This is a genomic window from Bacillus sp. FSL L8-0167, assembly GCF_038630295.1.
Lineage (GTDB): Bacteria > Bacillota > Bacilli > Bacillales > Bacillaceae > Bacillus > Bacillus safensis.
Genome location: NZ_CP152027.1, coordinates 2,687,858 through 2,705,481, shown reverse-complemented (window position 1 = coordinate 2,705,481; position 17,624 = coordinate 2,687,858). Strand labels below are relative to the sequence as shown.

Sequence of the window (17,624 nt, the reverse complement as noted above, 5' to 3'; positions counted from 1 at the left end):
AACAACGGAGGGATCTTATGGGGAGAAAGAAATTATGGCTGCTTGCGTTTGTCCTGTTATTTGCAGCAAGCGGTATTCTGTCAGCGTGTTCAAGTAAAGGGGCAAACTCATCAGATGAGAAGGTTGATTTAGACAAAAAGGTAAAGCTGACATGGATGGCGATTTTATATCATCAGCAGCCGCCGAAGGATTCCGTTTTAAAAGAGATTGAGAAGCTCACAAATACAGAGCTTGATATTACATGGGTGCCTGATGCTGTGAAGGAAGATCGGTTAAATTCCGCACTTGCAGCAGGGAATTTGCCGCAAATTGTGACGATTCAAGACATTAAAAATTCGTCTGCGATTAATGCGTTCAGATCAGGCATGTTTTGGGAAGTCGGTCCGTATTTAAAGGATTATCCAAATTTAAGTAAGATGAACGAATTGATTAATAAAAACGCCTCTATAGACGGGAAGCTTTATGGCATCTATAGAGAGAGACCACTTTCAAGACAAGGGATTGTCATTCGAAAGGATTGGCTTGAAAATTTAAATTTGGATACACCAAAAACATTGGATGGTCTATATGAAGTAGCCAAAGCCTTTACTGAAAAAGACCCGAATCAAAATGGAAAAGCGGATACAATTGGCTTTACGGATCGGAACGATTTAATTTATGGCGCATTTAAAACACTTGGTTCATATGAAGGAATGCCCACAGACTGGAAAGAAGAAAACGGGAAATTCACGCCAGACTTTATGACAGATGAGTACATGAATACAATGAAATACATGAAAAAGCTGCGCGACAATGGCTATATTAACAAAGACTTCCCAGTGACAAGCAAAACACAGCAGCAGGAATTATTCTCACAAGGAAAAGCAGGCATCTATGTTGGAAATATGGTAGATGCCGTGAACCTGAGAGATGATGCGACAGATAAAAACATGAAAGTAGATATTATCAACCGAATCAAAGGCCCAGATGGCAAAGAACGTGTGTGGGCATCAGGTGGTCATAATGGCATCTTCGCATTCCCTAAAACAAGCGTGAAATCAGAGGCAGAATTAAAGCGGATTTTGGCCTTCTTTGACCGCATTGCCGAAGAAGATGTATATGGTCTCATGACGTACGGTATAGATGGCCAGCATTATAAGAAAGAAGAAGGAAATACATTTGTCAGGGAAGAAAGCCAAGTGAAAAGCTGGCAGACAGATGTACAGCCGCTTGTCAGTCTTGTAGGAATTGATAAACGTTACTTGAAAAATAAAGGGGATGCAGTTCGTTCTAAATATGAAGAGCTAGAAGAAGACAATCAAAACATCATCGTTGCCAATCCTGCTGAAAGCCTGTATTCAGAAACAGCATCAGAGCGTGGAAACGAATTGAAGAAAATCATCGATGATGCGACGTATAAGTTCATTCTTGGAGACATCAGTGAAGATCAATTTCAGAAGGATGTAGAGAAGTGGAAATCCAATGGTGGGAATAAAATCATAGAAGAATATGAAGCTTCCTTTAAAAAATCAAAATGACCAATAGGAACACCCCCGCAAAGCAAAAAAGCGGGGGTGTTTTCATTAAAAGTCGAAGTTATCTGGATCTGGACCGATACGTTTGTTTTCATTTAAGTCAGAAAGACGTTTCATATCTTCATCAGATAAGACAAAATCAAATATATCAGCGTTTTCCTTTAAACGATGTGCTTTCGTTGATTTTGGGATGGTGATGACACCTTTTTGTACATCCCAGCGCAAAATAATTTGAGCAGGTGTTTTACCGTATGTGTCTGCGAGCTCTGTGATCAGCGGGTGATGCAGCAGTTCACCCTGCATCAGCGGTGACCAAGCTTCCATTTGAATGCCATGAGAGTTCAAATACGTAGAGAGTGTTTCCTGCGTTAGTTTTGGATGAAATTCTACTTGGTTGATCGCTGGTTTGATGTCTGCATCTTTTAATAGTTCGTCTAGGTGATGCGGCTGGAAGTTGCTCACTCCGATGGCTCTGACCTTTCCTTCACGATACAAGGTTTCCAGTGCACGCCAAGCTTCTTTGTATTTTCCTTCAACCGGCCAATGGATTAAATACAGATCAAGGTAGTCAAGCTGAAGCTTTTTTAAGCTTTCTTCGTATGCATTTAGGGTAGATTCATATCCTAAATCGGCATTCCACACTTTTGATGTGACAAAGATATCCTCGCGGCGCAGTCCTGTTTCTGCTAAACCAAGCTGTATGCCTCGTCCAACACCTTCTTCATTTCCATAAATAGCCGCTGTATCAATACTGCGATAGCCTAATTGAATGGCTGTTTTGACAGCATCAACTAATTCTGCTCCATCTTCCACCTTGAATACACCAAGGCCAAAGCCTGGCATGAGGACCCCATTGTTTAATGTTTTTGTACTTTGTAAATGTTCCATCATAAAAACTCCTTTAAATGGTTTGTGTTTGTTCTTTTTGTTCCATTTGATAACTGATCATCGTAAGAATGGCTGCGATGAGGACCATGATGCCGCCGACCCAGCCTGTATGCACAAGACCAAGTGTATCTGTCACGATGCCTCCTAAAAATGAGCCGATGGCAATACCGGCATTAAAGGCAGCGATATTCATAGCAGATGCGACGTCGACCGCTCCGGGTGTGTATCTTTCTGCAAAGTCAACGACGGCTACTTGCAGCCCAGGTACATTCATGAAAGCAAACAGTCCCATCAGAATGACGGTTCCAATGCCTAACACTGTGAATCCAGCAGTGAAGCTAAGGATAAACAAGATAATGCTTTGGATGATAAACATATAGATCAGTGCTTTCATTGGCTGTTCATTAGCAGCTTTTCCGCCAATGACATTTCCGGCTGCGATCGTGATTCCGTATAAAAGCAGGATTAAGGCCACAGCCCCAGGCGCAAGACCTGTCACATGCTGCAAGAGAGGAGATAAATACGTGAAGACGACAAAGGTTCCTCCATACCCTGTGGCTGTAATGACGAATAAAAGCAAAATTCTCTTTGTTTTTAATAGGACAGCTTGATCTTTAAAAGATGTTTTCACCCCCTGCTTTAATTGAGACGGCACAAGAAAATAGTTGGATATCAGTGCGATCAGACCAATGATCACAATCACACCAAATGATGTTCGCCAGCCGAGCTCATGACCAAGAAATGTCCCGAATGGCACACCTGTCACAGTCGCTACTGTTAAACCAGTGAACATAAAGGCAATGGCGCTTGCCCGTTTTTCTTTCACGACAAGGCTTGCAGCAATCGTAGAGCCGATGGACATGAAGATTCCATGGGACAAGGCTGAAATCACCCGGCCGATTAACAGCACTGAAAAAGTCGGGGCAATGGTGGCAAGTGTATTACCAATCAAAAAGACGAGCATAATGAGCAAAAGCAATGTCTTTCTTTTCATCGTGGAAGTAAGGGAAGTCAATATAGGCGCGCCAAATGTCACACCAAGTGCATATAAAGAGACAGTCCAGCCTGCCTGACTGACGCTCACTCCAAAGTCCTCTGAGATCATTGGCAAAAGACCGACACTAATGAACTCAGTTGTTCCTATAGCAAAAGCACTAATCGCTAGTGCGAGAAGAGCAAAATGGTTTTGCTTTTTCTTCATAAGTAAGTTCACATCCTTCTGTGATGACATTTTGATAGACGAAGCCGATCGGCAAGAGTTATTATCTAACATAGATGACGAAAAAAAAAGTACGTACTTTTTTGTAATATAGGTACTAAAAAGTGCCTGTTCGTACAAAGAGGAGTGAACATTCGATGGAAAAGAAAAAATATAATATCTCTGTAGAAGCAACGCTTGAGGTCATAGGCGGAAAGTGGAAGTGTGTGATTTTATGTCATTTGACACACGGGAAAAAACGGACGAGCGAATTGAAGCGGCTCATGCCAAACATCACACAAAAAATGCTCACGCAGCAGCTGAGAGAGCTTGAAAGTGATGGGGTCATTAACCGGATTGTTTATGAACAGGTGCCGCCTAAAGTGGAATATGAATTAAGTGAATACGGACAGTCGCTCGAAAGAATTCTCAATGCGCTATGCGATTGGGGAGCAGCTCATATTGAACGTGTGTATGGAGAGCCGCTTTCCGTGCTGGAAGACAGCATCTTAAATGAACAGTTTAAATAAAAGAGTCCCGCTTTCTTGTGAGAGCGGGATTCTTTGTCTTACATGCCTTTTTTCTGGTCGCGGTATTTCCCAGGAGTTGTACCTTCCAGCTTTTTAAAGGATCGGATGAAATTTTGCGGGTTTTTATATTTCAGTTTTTCCGAAATTTCTTTGACGGACATATCGGTTTCTACAAGCCAGTTTTTAGCGACATGGTGTCTGTAGGAAGAGAGATATTCACTAAAGGAGATATCCATTTCCTTTCTGAAAATGCTGCTTAAATAATTGGGATTGTAATGCAGGCGGGTGGCGATTTCATCCAATGTGAGATCTGAGTCGAATTCTTGATGAATGATATGAATGATTTTTTCTGAGATGTTTTTGTATTGTGAGTCTTCACGTGCAGCAAGCTGGTCAATAATTGGCCGAATGATTTCATGTTTCAGCCATGCTTCCGTATCTTCAAAGGTTTTAAATTCAAAAATCGTATCATAGAGCATTTTGTTATCTTCAACCTCAAATAATTCAATGCCCAGCAAATGCATCAGCTCAATTAAATTGTTTAAGAAACGAGCGAGGGCGATATGGTATTCGTGGGGTCCTGCATTTTTAGAAAAAATGGATTGCAGGAGCACATGTAAATAGTGATCCGCTTTGCCTTGATCGCCAGCTTTCATCGCATCAAATAAATCATGCTGCAGCTGCTTTGGAAAATGGGTTTTGAACGTCTTTCCTTGCTGGATATGCTCATATAAGATAATGGACTTTTTCTCTGCTTTGAGTCTGTATTTTAAGGCTTCTTTTCCTTCAATGTAAGCATGTTTTGCCATCGTGAGTTCCTTAAACTGGCGGCTGATCCCAATGCTGATCGATAAACCGAGCTCTTCTTCAATACGCTGCTGAATGCTTTCTGCTAATTGATTTAAATATTCAGTAAACTCTTCATCTGACTTTGAGTGGTTGAGGATAATCGTCGTTTGATGCTGATTGACAACGGTTGGCTGAAGGTGCTCCTCTTGCGGAATAATCTGCTCGATCAGTCCATTGATCGCAAATAAAAGCAAGTCAGCATCTTTTTTTTCATAAGGTGTTCCTTTTAACGTATCGATTTGGGTCACAAGCATAGACAAATGAGACCAGCCCTGAGGAAAGCCTAAGCTTTGGAACCGGTTGTTAACTTCTTCATCTGTCAGCTTTCCAAGCAGCAGCCGTACCATAAAGTATTGCTGTAAGTGTGTCACTTGCTGCTCAATCCGTTCCTCTAAATCATTGTTTTGATCCTTCATTTGTTTAATACTCGATTCAATCAACTCAAATTCATTTTGAAAAGGCTGTTTTTGCAAAAATGATTCATTGCGTGCAAATGACTCGTATAATAAGCGGATTGGTTTATAAAAGTGTCTGGAACCAAACCATGAAAATAGTAATGAAAGCGCTAACAAAATAGTGCAGATAATAAAGGTAATCCACCCAATTGATTTCGTTTGCTGCTTAAGTTCTGGAATAGAAACAAAGGATAGGTACGTCCATTCATTATAATCTGATTTTTGAAATGTGATTTGATAGTTGAGTTCGTCGATCTTCATATCAAATTGCCCTGATCGTTTTTCAAGTGAGAGCACATGCTTGACGAAATCCTGATGTTTCAGCGATTCACCAATTTGTTCTTTGCGGTTATGTAGCAGCACTTTTCCGTTGGTATCGATGACAAACATACTATCTGATTGAGAGAAGTCAGGCATGTTATCAGCAATTACGCAGCTTGGAATGCTGGCGACAGCGATTCCCTTTTTTTGAACGCTGTTCATAGGCAGTTGTTTGATTAAATTCACATTGTACTTACAAAAGGATGCTTTTCCTTCTTTTGTCGCAACAAGTGGATTATTCTCTTCAAGTGCCCAGCTGGAGTGACTTGGTATATTGAGGTAAGAGGTCAGCGCTTTTTCTTGGTCTTCGCTTGTGACATGATAAAGCCCCGAATTGTTCATGTACCAGTCTTCCATTTTACTGACGAGTGTAATATTGGAAAGATCGGTGTCAAAGGTTTGCAGGTAGTTCAGTTCCTGCTGTACTTGATTATAAAGCTGAAATTGGTCTGGATTTAAAGGTTCTGCCAGTGTTTGAAGGAGAGGCGGCGAACTGACATAGTGAGTGAGAGAATGATCAACAGTTTTTAAAATATGCTCAATATTGGATTGCGTTTGTTTGACGCTGTCGAGCTTTTCATTTGAGATATTTTCAAGTGCTGTTTTTTGCGAATGCTGATAAGAAAAAATGCCGACAATGATAACAGGAATCGTACTAAGTATGAAAAAAAACGTCACTAGCTTGTAATAAAATTTGTACTGCCTTCTTTTCATAAAACCCCCCATTTCAAACAAAACAATCTTTTCCCCTTAATTTATTAATCCAAAAATCTGGTAGGTTTGTCAATAATCATTTTCTGAGATTAGGATCATTTTCTTATGTTTTATGTAACGTTTTGATCAGCATCACCTATGAAAATATGATCTGTTGATATGATTGTAGACGGATTTTTCATCCTTAAGATACAGTTAACACATGCATTCGCATGAGGGGAGGCTTTATCAATGAAAACAGAGGATGTCACTGCCAAGGGTGTGCCTGCGGCAGCTTTGAAAAGTGAAAAAAGAAAGCGCTTACTTAATCAATTGCTAAGTCAAAAGTTTTTGTATTTAATGATTTTGCCGGGGCTCATTTATTTTATTGTTTTTAAATATGTGCCAATGTGGGGGCTCATCATTGCCTTTCAAGATTACCAGCCGTTTCTCGGCATTCTTGGCAGTGAGTGGGTTGGCTTCAAACACTTTATTCGATTGTTTACAGAACCAACATTTTTCATCTTATTAAAAAATACACTAATTTTATTTGCCATGAATGTCGTGATTTTCTTTCCAATTCCGATCTTATTAGCGCTTCTTTTAAACGAAGTGAGATTGGCATTGTTTAAGAAATTTGTACAGACGATGATTTATATTCCTCACTTCATGTCATGGGTGATTGTCGTGTCCTTATCTTTTGTTTTGTTAACAGTAGATGGCGGGTTAATGAATGAATTGATTGCTTTCTTTGGAGGAGAAAAGATTAACTTCCTTCTTAGTCAGGAATGGTTTAGACCGATGTACATTTTACAGGTCATCTGGCGGGAAGCAGGATGGTCAACAATCATTTACCTTGCGGCGATTACAGCAGTAGATCCGCAGCTATATGAAGCAGCAAAAATGGATGGGGCCGGAAGACTGAGACAAATGTGGCACATCACACTTCCTGCCATTAAAAGTGTCATTGTGGTTCTGCTTATTTTAAAAATCGGTGATACGCTTGAGCTTGGCTTTGAGCATGTCTATCTATTACTGAACGCAACGAACCGGGAAGTAGCGGAGATTTTTGATACGTACGTCTATACAGCAGGTCTTAAGCAAGGACAATTCAGCTATAGTACCGCTGTTGGTTTATTTAAAGCAGCTGTTGGACTTATTTTGGTCATGCTGGCAAACCGTTTAGCGAAGAAATTCGGGGAAGAAGGTATTTATTAAAAAAGGAGATGAGGAAGAATGACTTTATCGATTGAAAAGGGATCACCGCTTGAGCATGCAGAGAAATTAGCACAAACCATTATTAAAGCGTATACACCAATTGAGCTGCCGCCAGCTGGAAGGTGGCATTATCATCAAGGCGTTTTCCTTTGCGGGGTCATGAAGCTATATGAGGCAACAGGGAACGAGGCGTATTTCGATTATGTGAAAAACTATGCGGACTCCCTCATTGATGAGTACGGTAATCTGTTATTTCGCAGGGATGAGCTTGATGCCATTCAAGCAGGACTCATTTTATTCCCTCTTTACGAACGAACGAGAGAGAAGCGGTATGTGCTGGCGGCGGAGAAGCTGCGCGGACTATATCGTACGCTAAACCGCACGTCTGAGGGCGGATTTTGGCATAAAGACAATTATGCTTATCAAATGTGGCTGGATGGTCTCTACATGGGCGGTCCTTTTGCCTTAAAGTATGCTCAGCTTAAAGGTGAAGAGTCACTAGTGGATATGGTCATCCATCAAGAGCATCTCATGAGAAAGCATACGAAAGATGAACAAACAGGTCTGTATTATCACGCGTGGGATGAACGGAAAACGATGCCATGGGCTGATCAAAAGACCGGCTGTTCCCCAGAGTTTTGGGCAAGATCGTTTGGCTGGTATGTCCTTGCATTAGCAGATATGATCGAGGATCTGCCCGAGCATCATGAAAGGCGGAAGGTGTGGAAGGAAACGCTGACAGACATGCTGGAAAGTGTGGCAAAGTACCAGGATCAAAAGACAGGTCTCTGGCATCAAATCATTGATAAAGGAAATCACAGTGACAATTGGCTTGAAAGCTCGGGATCGTGTTTATTCATGTATGCCATGGCAAAGGCCATGAATGAAGGGTATGTGAGCCTCCGTTATGTTGATCATGTGGTCAGAGCATATCAAGGCTTGATTCAGCATAAGACGGCTGAGAAAGAAAATGGTGATTTTACCATCAATGATATTTGTATTGGAACATCTGCGGGATTTTATGATTACTACGTTGGAAGAGAGCGGAGCACTAATGACTTGCACGGGGCAGGCGCTTTTATTATGGCGTTAACTGAGCTAGAAAAGCTGTCTGTTTTTCAAAAGGCATGAGGTGGCAAAAAAGAGCCGCCGTATGGCTCATCAGTTTCATCGCTGCCATTTGTTTATCTGCCTGTCAGGGGAAAACAAACGGGATCGATGTCCTGATTTTTTCTGATATGTCAAAGGGGATGAAGGATCAATTAGTGGAGAAGGCTTTTCAGCCGGAACAAGAGACGTATAGCGTCCACATCTTTCCGGCGATTCCTGAAAAGCTTCTTGTTGAAATTACCTCAAAAGAGGGGGACGTGATGCTTGTTCCAGAAGAAATGTTCAGAACATATGATGATCCTGAAAGCTTTCAGCTGCTTGAAGAGATGGAAATAGGCGGACAAGCAGCAGGACCATATACGGTCGAGGACAAAAAGACAGGGAAAACGGTCGATTATGCAGTTCAAATCAATAAAGGAAAGAAAAAACTCAACGGCTATACCTTTCAATTACACCGAGATATGGTCGCTTTCATTCCCGTGTATGCTGATAAGACGGAAGAGGCGCTGTCTCTTATGAAACAGCTTCGTGAAAACCAATAGAAAATGGGGTGGGGAATGTGAAACGGGTCGTGATTTGCGGGCTGAGCCATCGTGCGTTCAATATGTTTATTAAACCGCTCACAGAGGATTTCAATGAGCATTATCGGATTACAGGACTCCTAGATATAGATCATCAGCGGTATACACTTTGTCAGGAGCGTTTTCCATCACTCCGGGGCGTTTCGTTTTTTCATGAAGATGCATTTGATCAGATGGTCAAGGAAACAAAGCCAGATATCGTCATTGTGGCAGGCAGGGATGACACCCATGTCACATATATCATGCAGGCACTTGACCATGATCTAGATGTCATCACTGAAAAGCCGATGGTGACAACAGCAAAAGACGCCAAAAAAGTGATGGAAAAAGAGGCGGAAAGTAAAGGGAAGGTCACGGTCACCTTTAATTATCGCTACAATCCTTTCCATCGAAAAGTAAAAGAACTTATTTTAGACGGGAAAATTGGAAGGGTCACATCTGTTGAACTGAGCTGGCTCATTGATACGTACCATGGTGCTAGTTATTTCAAAAGGTGGAATCGCACACGTCAATTTTCTGGCGGGCTGTCCATTCATAAGTCGACGCATCATTTTGATTTGGTCAACTGGTGGATTGATCAAAAGCCGAAGCAAGTATTTGCTTACGGGGCGCTGAACTATTACGGCAGCGAAAGCACTTGGAATCCCTTGCAGGGGGAGGAAAATAGATTTTGCGGAACATGTCATGTGAAGGATATATGTCACTATGAAGCAAGGTGGAATCCGCGGGTTGAGCGCTCGAAGGTGGAGGACGACCATATTGAATCCGGTCAGGAGCAAACGCAGCAGTACTCAAACTATCGCCCTGATGCCTGCATTTTTGATCAGGAAATTGATATTGAGGATACTTATGTGGCGTCAGTCGCTTATGACCAAGGGGCTTTGCTCAGCTATTCGATTCAATTCTCAGCCCCATATGAAGGCTATCGTCTTGCCATTAATGGGACGAAGGGGCGTATTGAAACAAATGAGTTTCATGTGCCATCAAGAATTCCTTTTCAATTCCCAGAACAAACAATTTCTTATTACCCGATGTTTGGATCAAAGGAGACGATTGAAGTCGTAAAGCAGCCAGGCGGACATGGCGGAGGAGATCCTCTGCTTTTGGCTGATTTATTTATAGGAAAAGATCCCTTGATTCACTATGACATCTTAGCAGGAGCAGAGGCTGGTGCTTATTCGATTGCTCTTGGGGAAGGCATGTGGCGCTCTGTCGCAGAAAAGCGCCCAATTGAAATCGATGAATTGTTCCATAAAGAGACGGTGTAAAGAGAAAGAGAGGAGGGGAAGGAGATGGATCATGATGGTTCAATGAGCAGAATGCTGAGGATGTGTGATTGGGTGATGAGGCTCGCCTATACGAATTTGTTATGGCTTTTGTTCACCATCCTGGGGCTTGGCGTATTTGGCTTGATGCCTGCGACCACTGCGTTATTTTCCGTGATGAGAAAGTGGATTCAAGGGCATGAGCAGGTCAATGTATTCCGCACTTTTTGGAAGGTATTCAGGGAGGAGTTTATACGCTCTAACATCATTGGAGTGGTGCTATTCATCATTGGAACGATTATTTATGTCGACCTTGCTTATATCTATCCGGCGAGCTGGCTCTTACATGTGCTTCGCTTTGCTATATATATTTTTGGTTTTCTGTTTATTGTGAGCTTATTTTATATTTTTCCGCTGCTTGCGCATTACGATTGGAAAAAACGTCTCTATCTGAAATTCTCTCTTCTGCTCGGTATCTCATATTTGCAATATACACTCTCTATGCTTGTTTTCTCGGCTGTGCTGTTTGTTCTGTTTGCTTATTTACCGGGAATCGTGCCGTTTTTCAGTGTGAGCATACTCGCCTATGGTCATATGTGGCTGGCCTATCAAGTCTTTAAAAAGGTAGAGTTTGAAATTGAGCACGAGACAGCCGAAGTGAAGAAGCGGCTGCCGTCTTTCCTTCAATCAAAGCGGGTGAATACGCAGTGAAGTGAATCATTTGCTATAATGGTGTCACCGTAATGAAAAGGAGAGATGAGAGTCGTGTCAGTGAAAGAAATTTCAATAGAAGAATTAAAACAAAAGCTGGAGCAGGAAGACGCCATTCAGCTTATCGATGTACGTGAGGATGAAGAGGTAGCAGAAGGGATGATCCCGGAAGCCATCCACATTCGAATGGGCGATATCCCTGAGAAGCTGGATGTATTCGATCAAACGCAGGAATATTATATTATTTGCCGTTCTGGTAAACGTAGTGAAAATGTCTGCTATTACCTAGAAGATCAAGGCTACCAAGCGACAAATGTCGTTGGCGGGATGCTTGCTTGGACAGGAGAAACAAAACCGAAGCTGTAAATAGAAGGCCTTTCATCTTAACGATGAAAGGTTTTTTTGTTCATATGCCTCTTTCTATTTGCATAAAGATAGAGTAGCGAGAGAAGGGAGAGTGGCATAGGTGCTAAAGGTAGCTGTATTTGATGAAGAGCATGAGAAAGATTTGCAGAGTGAAATCAATCATTTTTTAAAAGGAATGGATGACGACCAAATCATTGACATCAAGTATAATGTAGCGGTGATCTGTGAGCAGGGAGGGGAACAGCTCTACTGTTTTTCTGCACTCATTTTATATAAAAAATAGACGGCTTCAAAAAAGGACCTGCTTGAAGGGTCCTTTTTCTTTGGTTAGCTGGCGTCAATATATAAACGATGCTTGTTGCAGTGAACACATTGAAAGAGGTAGCCTTGTAAGTCTCCTCCGTTGACGAGCCATTGCTTTAGGTTCTCTTTTGTTAATCCTTCGCCGCTGCAAATGTCTTCGATATCCTCGGCGAGTTCTTCCTCTAGATGTACAATCTCTTTCCAGCCGACATACTGGACGATTGCGCAAAAATCTCCGCAATGACTTAACCAATATTCTTGCTGCCATCCGCGATAGCCTGGCGTTCTGAAGATCAGCTCATCTATATATTCCTCTTGATCGACATCATCACAGCTTGCATCATCTTGAAAGGTTCCATTGTATTTTTTCGCTGCTGATCCATCTTTAATGCACCAAGGACAAATTCCCTCCACATCTTCCACAGTATAAAAAGGGCCATGGTACACATAATCTCTTACTTTCTCACAAACAGGACATGTCGTATGCTCTTTTTTGATCACGTTTAACGAAACTGGATCTGGGTTGTACTTGAACGTAGGTAACGTCATATAAACCTCCATTATGTAGAAAGTGATGATTCATCACTATTTTAAAGGAATCGTCAAGCTCGCGACAATCTTAAATTGTATATATAGAAAAAAGCCGTTCGGATAAGGAACGGCTTTTTCTCGCTTGCGATTATGCTTTTTTTACTCTTGGACTTCTTGGTTTATTGACTTGATTGGTTTGTTTGATGATTCTTCGTTCATCATTTAGTGATTTATACAGCGAGACAATCATCAATATAATGACAACGGAGAACGGTAAGGCTGCGAGCTTGGCTGTATTTTGCAGGGCTTCAAGTCCCCCTGAAAATAAAAGTACAGCAGCAACAGCCGATTGGATAATGCCCCAGCTGACTTTGACACTGCCAGAAGGGTTCAATGATCCGTAGGTTGTCTGCATTCCAAGCACAAATGTAGCTGAATCAGCCGATGTAATAAAGAATACGGCGATTAAAATGAGTGCCAGTATCGATGTGATCATCGCCAGCGGATATTCATGCAGTACACCGAAGAGCATCGTTTCAGTTGAAAGACCTGCAACATCGACAATATTCTTTTGCTGTAAGTCCATTGCAGATACACCGAAAATCGAGAACCATAGGAATACTAGGATGGAAGGAGCGACTAAGACACCCACTAAAAATTCGCGAATTGTCCGCCCGCGTGACACTCTAGCGATAAAGATCCCGACAAATGGAGCCCAAGAAATCCACCATGCCCAATAAAAGATCGTCCATCCATTAATCCATTCTCTCTTTTCAGGATCATTGGGAGATAGACGAAAGCTCATTTGAACGATATTGGATAAGTATTGTCCAATCGAATCAGTAAAAGAATTTAAGATAAAAACAGTTGGACCTACCAAAAGTAAGAAAAACATCAGAACAGCTGCTAATACCATATTGATATTACTTAAGTATTTAATGCCTTTTCCAATCCCGCTTAAAGCAGATGCAAGGAAAAGCACTGTCACAATGATAATAATGATCAATTGTGTGCTAAAGGCAATTGGAATATGAAAAAGGTAATTCAATCCACCATTTATTTGTGCCGCGCCTAATCCTAGGCTTGTTGCAACACCAACCACAGTTGCAAATACCGCAATACAATCGATGGTTTTACCGATCCATCCGTGAATTTTATTTCCTAAAACGGGCTGCAGCGTTGCACTGATTAAGCCAGGTGCATCTTTTCTAAATTTAAAGTAAGCAATGCAAAGTGCAACAATGGCATAAATAGCCCATGCATGAAGCCCCCAGTGGAAAAATGTATAGCGAAGGGAATCGCGGAAGGCCTGAGCTGTTTCAGTCTCTCCTGTTGGTGACTGAATAGCATAGTGGCTGATCGGTTCAGCTGCTCCGTAAAAAACAAGACCAATTCCCATACCGGCACTAAATAGCATAGCAAACCAAGAAAATAAACCAAATTCAGGCTCTTCCCCGGGTTTTCCTAGCGTAATCTTACCGATTGGGCTAAAGATAAAGAATAGACAAAAGCCGACAAGCAGTGATACCACTAACAAGTAATACCAGCCAAAGTCATTTGTAATGTATGTTTGAATTTGATCTGTGACATTTTGCAATGTGTCTGGAGAAAACGCTCCCCACATCACGGCAACAAATGTGATCGCAATCACAATCCAAAATACACTTGATACGTTTTTCACACCATCTCACTCTCCTGTTGTTCTACACGTTTAAGCAGAGGACTTCGCTTAATATCCCCTAACTCAACTTATTTCAAACAAAAAGAGGCGAGCTTCTCACTCGACCTCTACTTTACCGTAACATGTTTTGCTTCCATTTATCAACTATCGATATGGGAAGACGATTTCTCCTCAATTCGTTTACGAAGACGGTAGACATATTCTTTTAAACATACTGCGAAAATGGTAAACGCCAAAACAATGGCGACTTTTAACGGGGTAATGGACAGCTTCAAGAAAACAGCAGCTGTCAAACTGATAACGACCGCAAGAACAATCGGTAATGCACGTCTGATCATTGATCTCTCTCCTTTGCTTCTAGTGCAGCATTCATGCCGGCAAGCCTGCCTGTCACAAGTGCTGATGTGATATTGTAGCCGCCTGTGTAGCCATGGATGTCTAAAATTTCTCCGCAGAAATAAAGACCGGGCATTTTTTTAGACGCCATTTTCTTCGGTTCAATTTCCTTCACAGAAACGCCGCCTCCTGTCACAAACGCTTTGTCCAAGGATAGCGTACCATTTGCATGCACAATAAAATGTTTGCAATCATGGGCAAATGCACGCAGTTTATCCTTGGCTAGACCAGAGAATGTGTCTTGTGGATCAATCCCGTTCCGTTCTAACAGAAACAATAAATAGCGTTCTTGCATCCAAGACTTGAGGACATTTTTAATGGCTTTCTTCGGTTCATCTTTTAGGTCGCGATGAAGCTTTTGGAACAGCTCCTCGTCATTCAGCTTCGGATATAAGTCAATTTGAAGACGTACACTCGGCTGTTTTTTCAATTCCTTCACAACAAATCCACTGCATCTAAGAACAGCTGGACCTGATAAACCAAAGTGAGTAAAGATCATATCCATGACGTGTGTGACGACGGGTTTCCCTTTTTTATTTAAAACACTGACAGCCACACTTCTTAAAGAAAGACCTTGAAGCACTTTTTCTTTAATAAATCGTTCATCGGATGTGACCGGTACCTCTGTTGGGAAGAGCTCTGTAATGGTATGACCCGCTGCTTCTGCCCATGCATAGCCGTCGCCAGTAGAGCCGGTATGCGGCACACTTTTTCCGCCGACAGCAATGACGACAGCCTTACTTGAAATTTTTTCATCATTATTTGTAACAATTCCAGCTGCTTGTCCGTCTTGATACAGAACCGTTTTAATCTTTTCGTTCGTTCGAATGGTGACATTGAGGGCGCGGAGCCTGTCTAGAAGGGCATCCACAACAGATTGTGCTTTGTTTGAGACAGGGAACATACGTCCATGGTCTTCTTCTTTTAGTTCAATGCCAAGGTTTTCAAAAAACGAAATAATATCCTCGTTGTTGAACTCAGAAAATGCACTATATAGAAAACGGCCGTTTCCGGGTATATGCTTGATGATTTCTTCTACTGGAAGGCGATTGGTGACGTTACAGCGTCCGCCGCCAGAAATGGCCAGCTTTCTGCCAAGTTTGTTTCCTTTGTCAATTAACAGAACAGTCGCACCGTGCTCTGCTGATGCAATCGCGGCCATCAGCCCAGAAGGTCCGCCGCCAATGACAATGACATCATAATGTTTCATGTTACATTCCTCTTTCTACTTTCAGTCATTTTTCTATTATATCGAAGATTAGGGAAGGCTGAAATATGAATTGATTGGTTTTGTGACTTCCGTATTGGATTTGTTACCTGTGTATTGAATTGATGTGGTAAAATAGTTAAGTTGAATATTCATTAGAAAAATGGTGGTTAAGCGCATGTCTAATAAACTGCTTCGTGGTACGTTGGTTTTAACGATAGGGACGTATCTCTCTCGTATTCTTGGTATGATTTATTTAATTCCATTTAGCGCAATGGTTGGAGCTACTGGTGGAGCGCTATTCCAATATGGATACAATCAATATACGATCTTTTTAAGTATTGCTACGCTTGGTTTTCCAACAGCGGTATCAAAATTTGTTTCCAAATATAATGCGATCGGCGATTATGAGACAACAAGAAAAATGTTCAGGGCGGGTATGTCGGTCATGCTTGTCACCGGGATTATCGCCTTTTCTATTTTATATTTGTCCGCACCGATTTTTGCCAAAATTCAGCTTGGCGGATCAAATGAAACAGGCGGTTTGACTGTCGATCAAGTAGTATATGTGATTCGAATGGTCAGCTTAGGTCTTTTGGTTGTACCGATCATGAGTCTTGTACGCGGGTTCTTCCAAGGACACTCCATGATGGGACCGACAGCTGTTTCCCAAGTGATTGAACAGCTTGTCAGAATCATCTTCCTATTAACGGCGACGTTTATTATTTTAAAGGTGCTTGACGGCGGGCTTGTCATTGCTGTCGGATATGCAACATTTGCCGCACTGATCGGTGCATTTGGCGGTTTATTCACGCTTTATTTATATTGGCTGAAACGGAAAGACCGGCTCTTAGCTATGCAGCCGAATACAGGCGCTCACTCTGAATTATCTTATAAGCAAATGTTTACAGAGCTGTTTAGCTATGCAGCGCCGTATGTATTTGTTGGACTTGCGATTCCAATTTATTCTTATATCGATACAAACACAATTAACAGAGCCATGATTGCATCAGGACATCAGGATATTAGTACAGCGGTATTGTCCATTGTGACGTTATATTTACCGAAGCTCGTGATGATTCCTGTGTCACTTGCAACAGCGTTTGGCTTAACCTTGATTCCGACGATAACGGAATCATTTACAGCACGTAATTACAAGCTGCTCAATAGACAAATTGATCAGACGATGCAAGTCATTTTATTTTTCGTGCTTCCTGCATCATTTGGTATCTCAGCATTGGCTGGACCGGTTTATTGGTTTTTCTATCCGTCTGTTCATCCTGAGATTGGGATCTCCATTTTGTTCTGGTATGCACCTGTTGCATTATTGTTTTCTTTATTCACCATTAATGCAGCGATTCTGCAAGGGATTAACAAACAAAAATTTGCCATCGTCAGTCTTTTGTTAGGGATCATTATTAAAACGGTTCTGAACATCCCGCTGATCAGCTGGCTGCAAGGAAATGGTTCTGTACTTGCAACAGCATTAGGCTACAGTGCGTCCATCTTGTATATGTTTATCATGATTAAACGCCATGCCGGCTATTCGTTCCGCAGAATTTTCAAACGTTTTATTCTCATTGGTATTTTAACGGCGATCATGGCTGTCGTGGCATATTTGACAAGTCAACTTGTGAGCCAAGTGATTTCTTATGAAGGCGGAATTGTACAAGCGGGTATCGTCATTTTAATTTCCATGATCACTGGCGGCGGTGTGTATATGTTCTTGTCTTATAAGGTGGGATTACTAGAGCGTGTACTTGGCAGCCGTATGCCGAAATTTTTAAGAAAAAAGAGTTAAGAAGAG

17 protein-coding genes are annotated in these 17,624 nt (G+C 41.7%); 10 read left to right on the top strand and 7 right to left on the bottom strand.

Annotation, left to right across the window (positions count from 1 at the left end; all coding sequences use genetic code 11):
* Positions 1–17 precede the first annotated feature (17 nt).
* Positions 18–1,517, top strand: a complete 1,500-nt coding sequence (locus tag MHB66_RS13925) for an extracellular solute-binding protein (protein ID WP_046312133.1) — start codon at positions 18–20, stop codon at positions 1,515–1,517.
* A gap of 45 nt (positions 1,518–1,562) precedes the next feature.
* Here the strand turns inward: MHB66_RS13925 and MHB66_RS13920 are convergent, their stop codons facing one another.
* A complete protein-coding gene (locus MHB66_RS13920) occupies positions 1,563–2,405 on the bottom strand; it encodes an aldo/keto reductase (protein WP_034279459.1) in 843 nt (280 codons plus the stop codon).
* A gap of 10 nt (positions 2,406–2,415) precedes the next feature.
* Positions 2,416–3,603 carry an MFS transporter gene (locus MHB66_RS13915; protein ID WP_046312130.1) on the bottom strand — a complete coding sequence of 396 codons (1,188 nt, stop codon included), beginning with the start codon at positions 3,601–3,603 and terminating at the stop codon, positions 2,416–2,418.
* A gap of 155 nt (positions 3,604–3,758) precedes the next feature.
* On the opposite strand from MHB66_RS13915, the gene MHB66_RS13910 reads away from it, so the two are divergent.
* Positions 3,759–4,130, top strand: coding sequence for a winged helix-turn-helix transcriptional regulator (locus MHB66_RS13910; protein ID WP_003217763.1), 372 nt, complete (start codon positions 3,759–3,761; stop codon positions 4,128–4,130).
* Between the two features lie 38 nt (positions 4,131–4,168).
* Here MHB66_RS13910 and MHB66_RS13905 read toward each other — a convergent pair whose 3' ends face one another.
* Positions 4,169–6,469, bottom strand: coding sequence for a helix-turn-helix domain-containing protein (locus MHB66_RS13905; protein ID WP_034280716.1), 2,301 nt, complete (start codon positions 6,467–6,469; stop codon positions 4,169–4,171).
* 231 nt (positions 6,470–6,700) lie between these two features.
* Between MHB66_RS13905 and MHB66_RS13900 the strand changes: the two genes are divergently transcribed.
* The 7 genes from MHB66_RS13900 (at position 6,701) to MHB66_RS13870 (ending at position 11,982) form a co-directional block, all read left to right on the top strand.
* Entirely contained in the window at positions 6,701–7,666 is a 966-nt protein-coding gene (locus MHB66_RS13900) for a sugar ABC transporter permease (protein ID WP_024424886.1), read from the top strand.
* 18 nt (positions 7,667–7,684) lie between these two features.
* A complete protein-coding gene (locus tag MHB66_RS13895; protein WP_046312126.1) occupies positions 7,685–8,797 on the top strand; it encodes a glycoside hydrolase family 105 protein in 1,113 nt (370 codons plus the stop codon).
* Positions 8,794–9,318 (top strand): hypothetical protein, encoded by a 525-nt coding sequence (locus MHB66_RS13890; protein WP_046312122.1) that lies wholly within the window; start codon positions 8,794–8,796, stop codon positions 9,316–9,318. The genes MHB66_RS13895 and MHB66_RS13890 overlap by 4 nt, the downstream gene beginning before the upstream one ends.
* Positions 9,319–9,335: 17 nt before the next feature.
* Positions 9,336–10,625: a Gfo/Idh/MocA family oxidoreductase gene (locus MHB66_RS13885; RefSeq protein ID WP_046312120.1), complete on the top strand. Its 1,290-nt coding sequence runs from the start codon at positions 9,336–9,338 to the stop codon at positions 10,623–10,625.
* A gap of 24 nt (positions 10,626–10,649) precedes the next feature.
* The gene (locus tag MHB66_RS13880; protein WP_046312117.1) at positions 10,650–11,333 is read left to right on the top strand and encodes a YesL family protein; all 684 of its coding nucleotides are present in this window, start codon (positions 10,650–10,652) and stop codon (positions 11,331–11,333) included.
* 54 nt (positions 11,334–11,387) lie between these two features.
* Positions 11,388–11,699: a rhodanese-like domain-containing protein gene (locus MHB66_RS13875; protein ID WP_034279473.1), complete on the top strand. Its 312-nt coding sequence runs from the start codon at positions 11,388–11,390 to the stop codon at positions 11,697–11,699.
* A gap of 100 nt (positions 11,700–11,799) precedes the next feature.
* Positions 11,800–11,982, top strand: coding sequence for a sporulation protein Cse60 (locus MHB66_RS13870; protein WP_024424881.1), 183 nt, complete (start codon positions 11,800–11,802; stop codon positions 11,980–11,982).
* A 44-nt stretch (positions 11,983–12,026) separates the two neighbouring features.
* On the opposite strand, the gene MHB66_RS13865 is transcribed toward MHB66_RS13870, so the two are convergent.
* From MHB66_RS13865 to MHB66_RS13850, 4 genes are all read right to left on the bottom strand, one after another.
* Positions 12,027–12,551 (bottom strand): CbrC family protein, encoded by a 525-nt coding sequence (locus MHB66_RS13865; protein ID WP_328215392.1) that lies wholly within the window; start codon positions 12,549–12,551, stop codon positions 12,027–12,029.
* Between the two features lie 130 nt (positions 12,552–12,681).
* Positions 12,682–14,214: a BCCT family transporter gene (locus MHB66_RS13860; protein ID WP_046312112.1), complete on the bottom strand. Its 1,533-nt coding sequence runs from the start codon at positions 14,212–14,214 to the stop codon at positions 12,682–12,684.
* Positions 14,215–14,354: 140 nt separating this feature from the next.
* Positions 14,355–14,552: a hypothetical protein gene (locus MHB66_RS13855; protein WP_024424878.1), complete on the bottom strand. Its 198-nt coding sequence runs from the start codon at positions 14,550–14,552 to the stop codon at positions 14,355–14,357.
* Positions 14,549–15,820: an NAD(P)/FAD-dependent oxidoreductase gene (locus MHB66_RS13850; protein WP_041114950.1), complete on the bottom strand. Its 1,272-nt coding sequence runs from the start codon at positions 15,818–15,820 to the stop codon at positions 14,549–14,551. Before MHB66_RS13850 ends, MHB66_RS13855 begins: the two co-directional genes overlap by 4 nt.
* Positions 15,821–15,995: 175 nt before the next feature.
* Between MHB66_RS13850 and MHB66_RS13845 the strand changes: the two genes are divergently transcribed.
* A complete protein-coding gene (locus MHB66_RS13845; RefSeq protein ID WP_041114952.1) occupies positions 15,996–17,618 on the top strand; it encodes a polysaccharide biosynthesis protein in 1,623 nt (540 codons plus the stop codon).
* Positions 17,619–17,624: the final 6 nt, after the last annotated feature.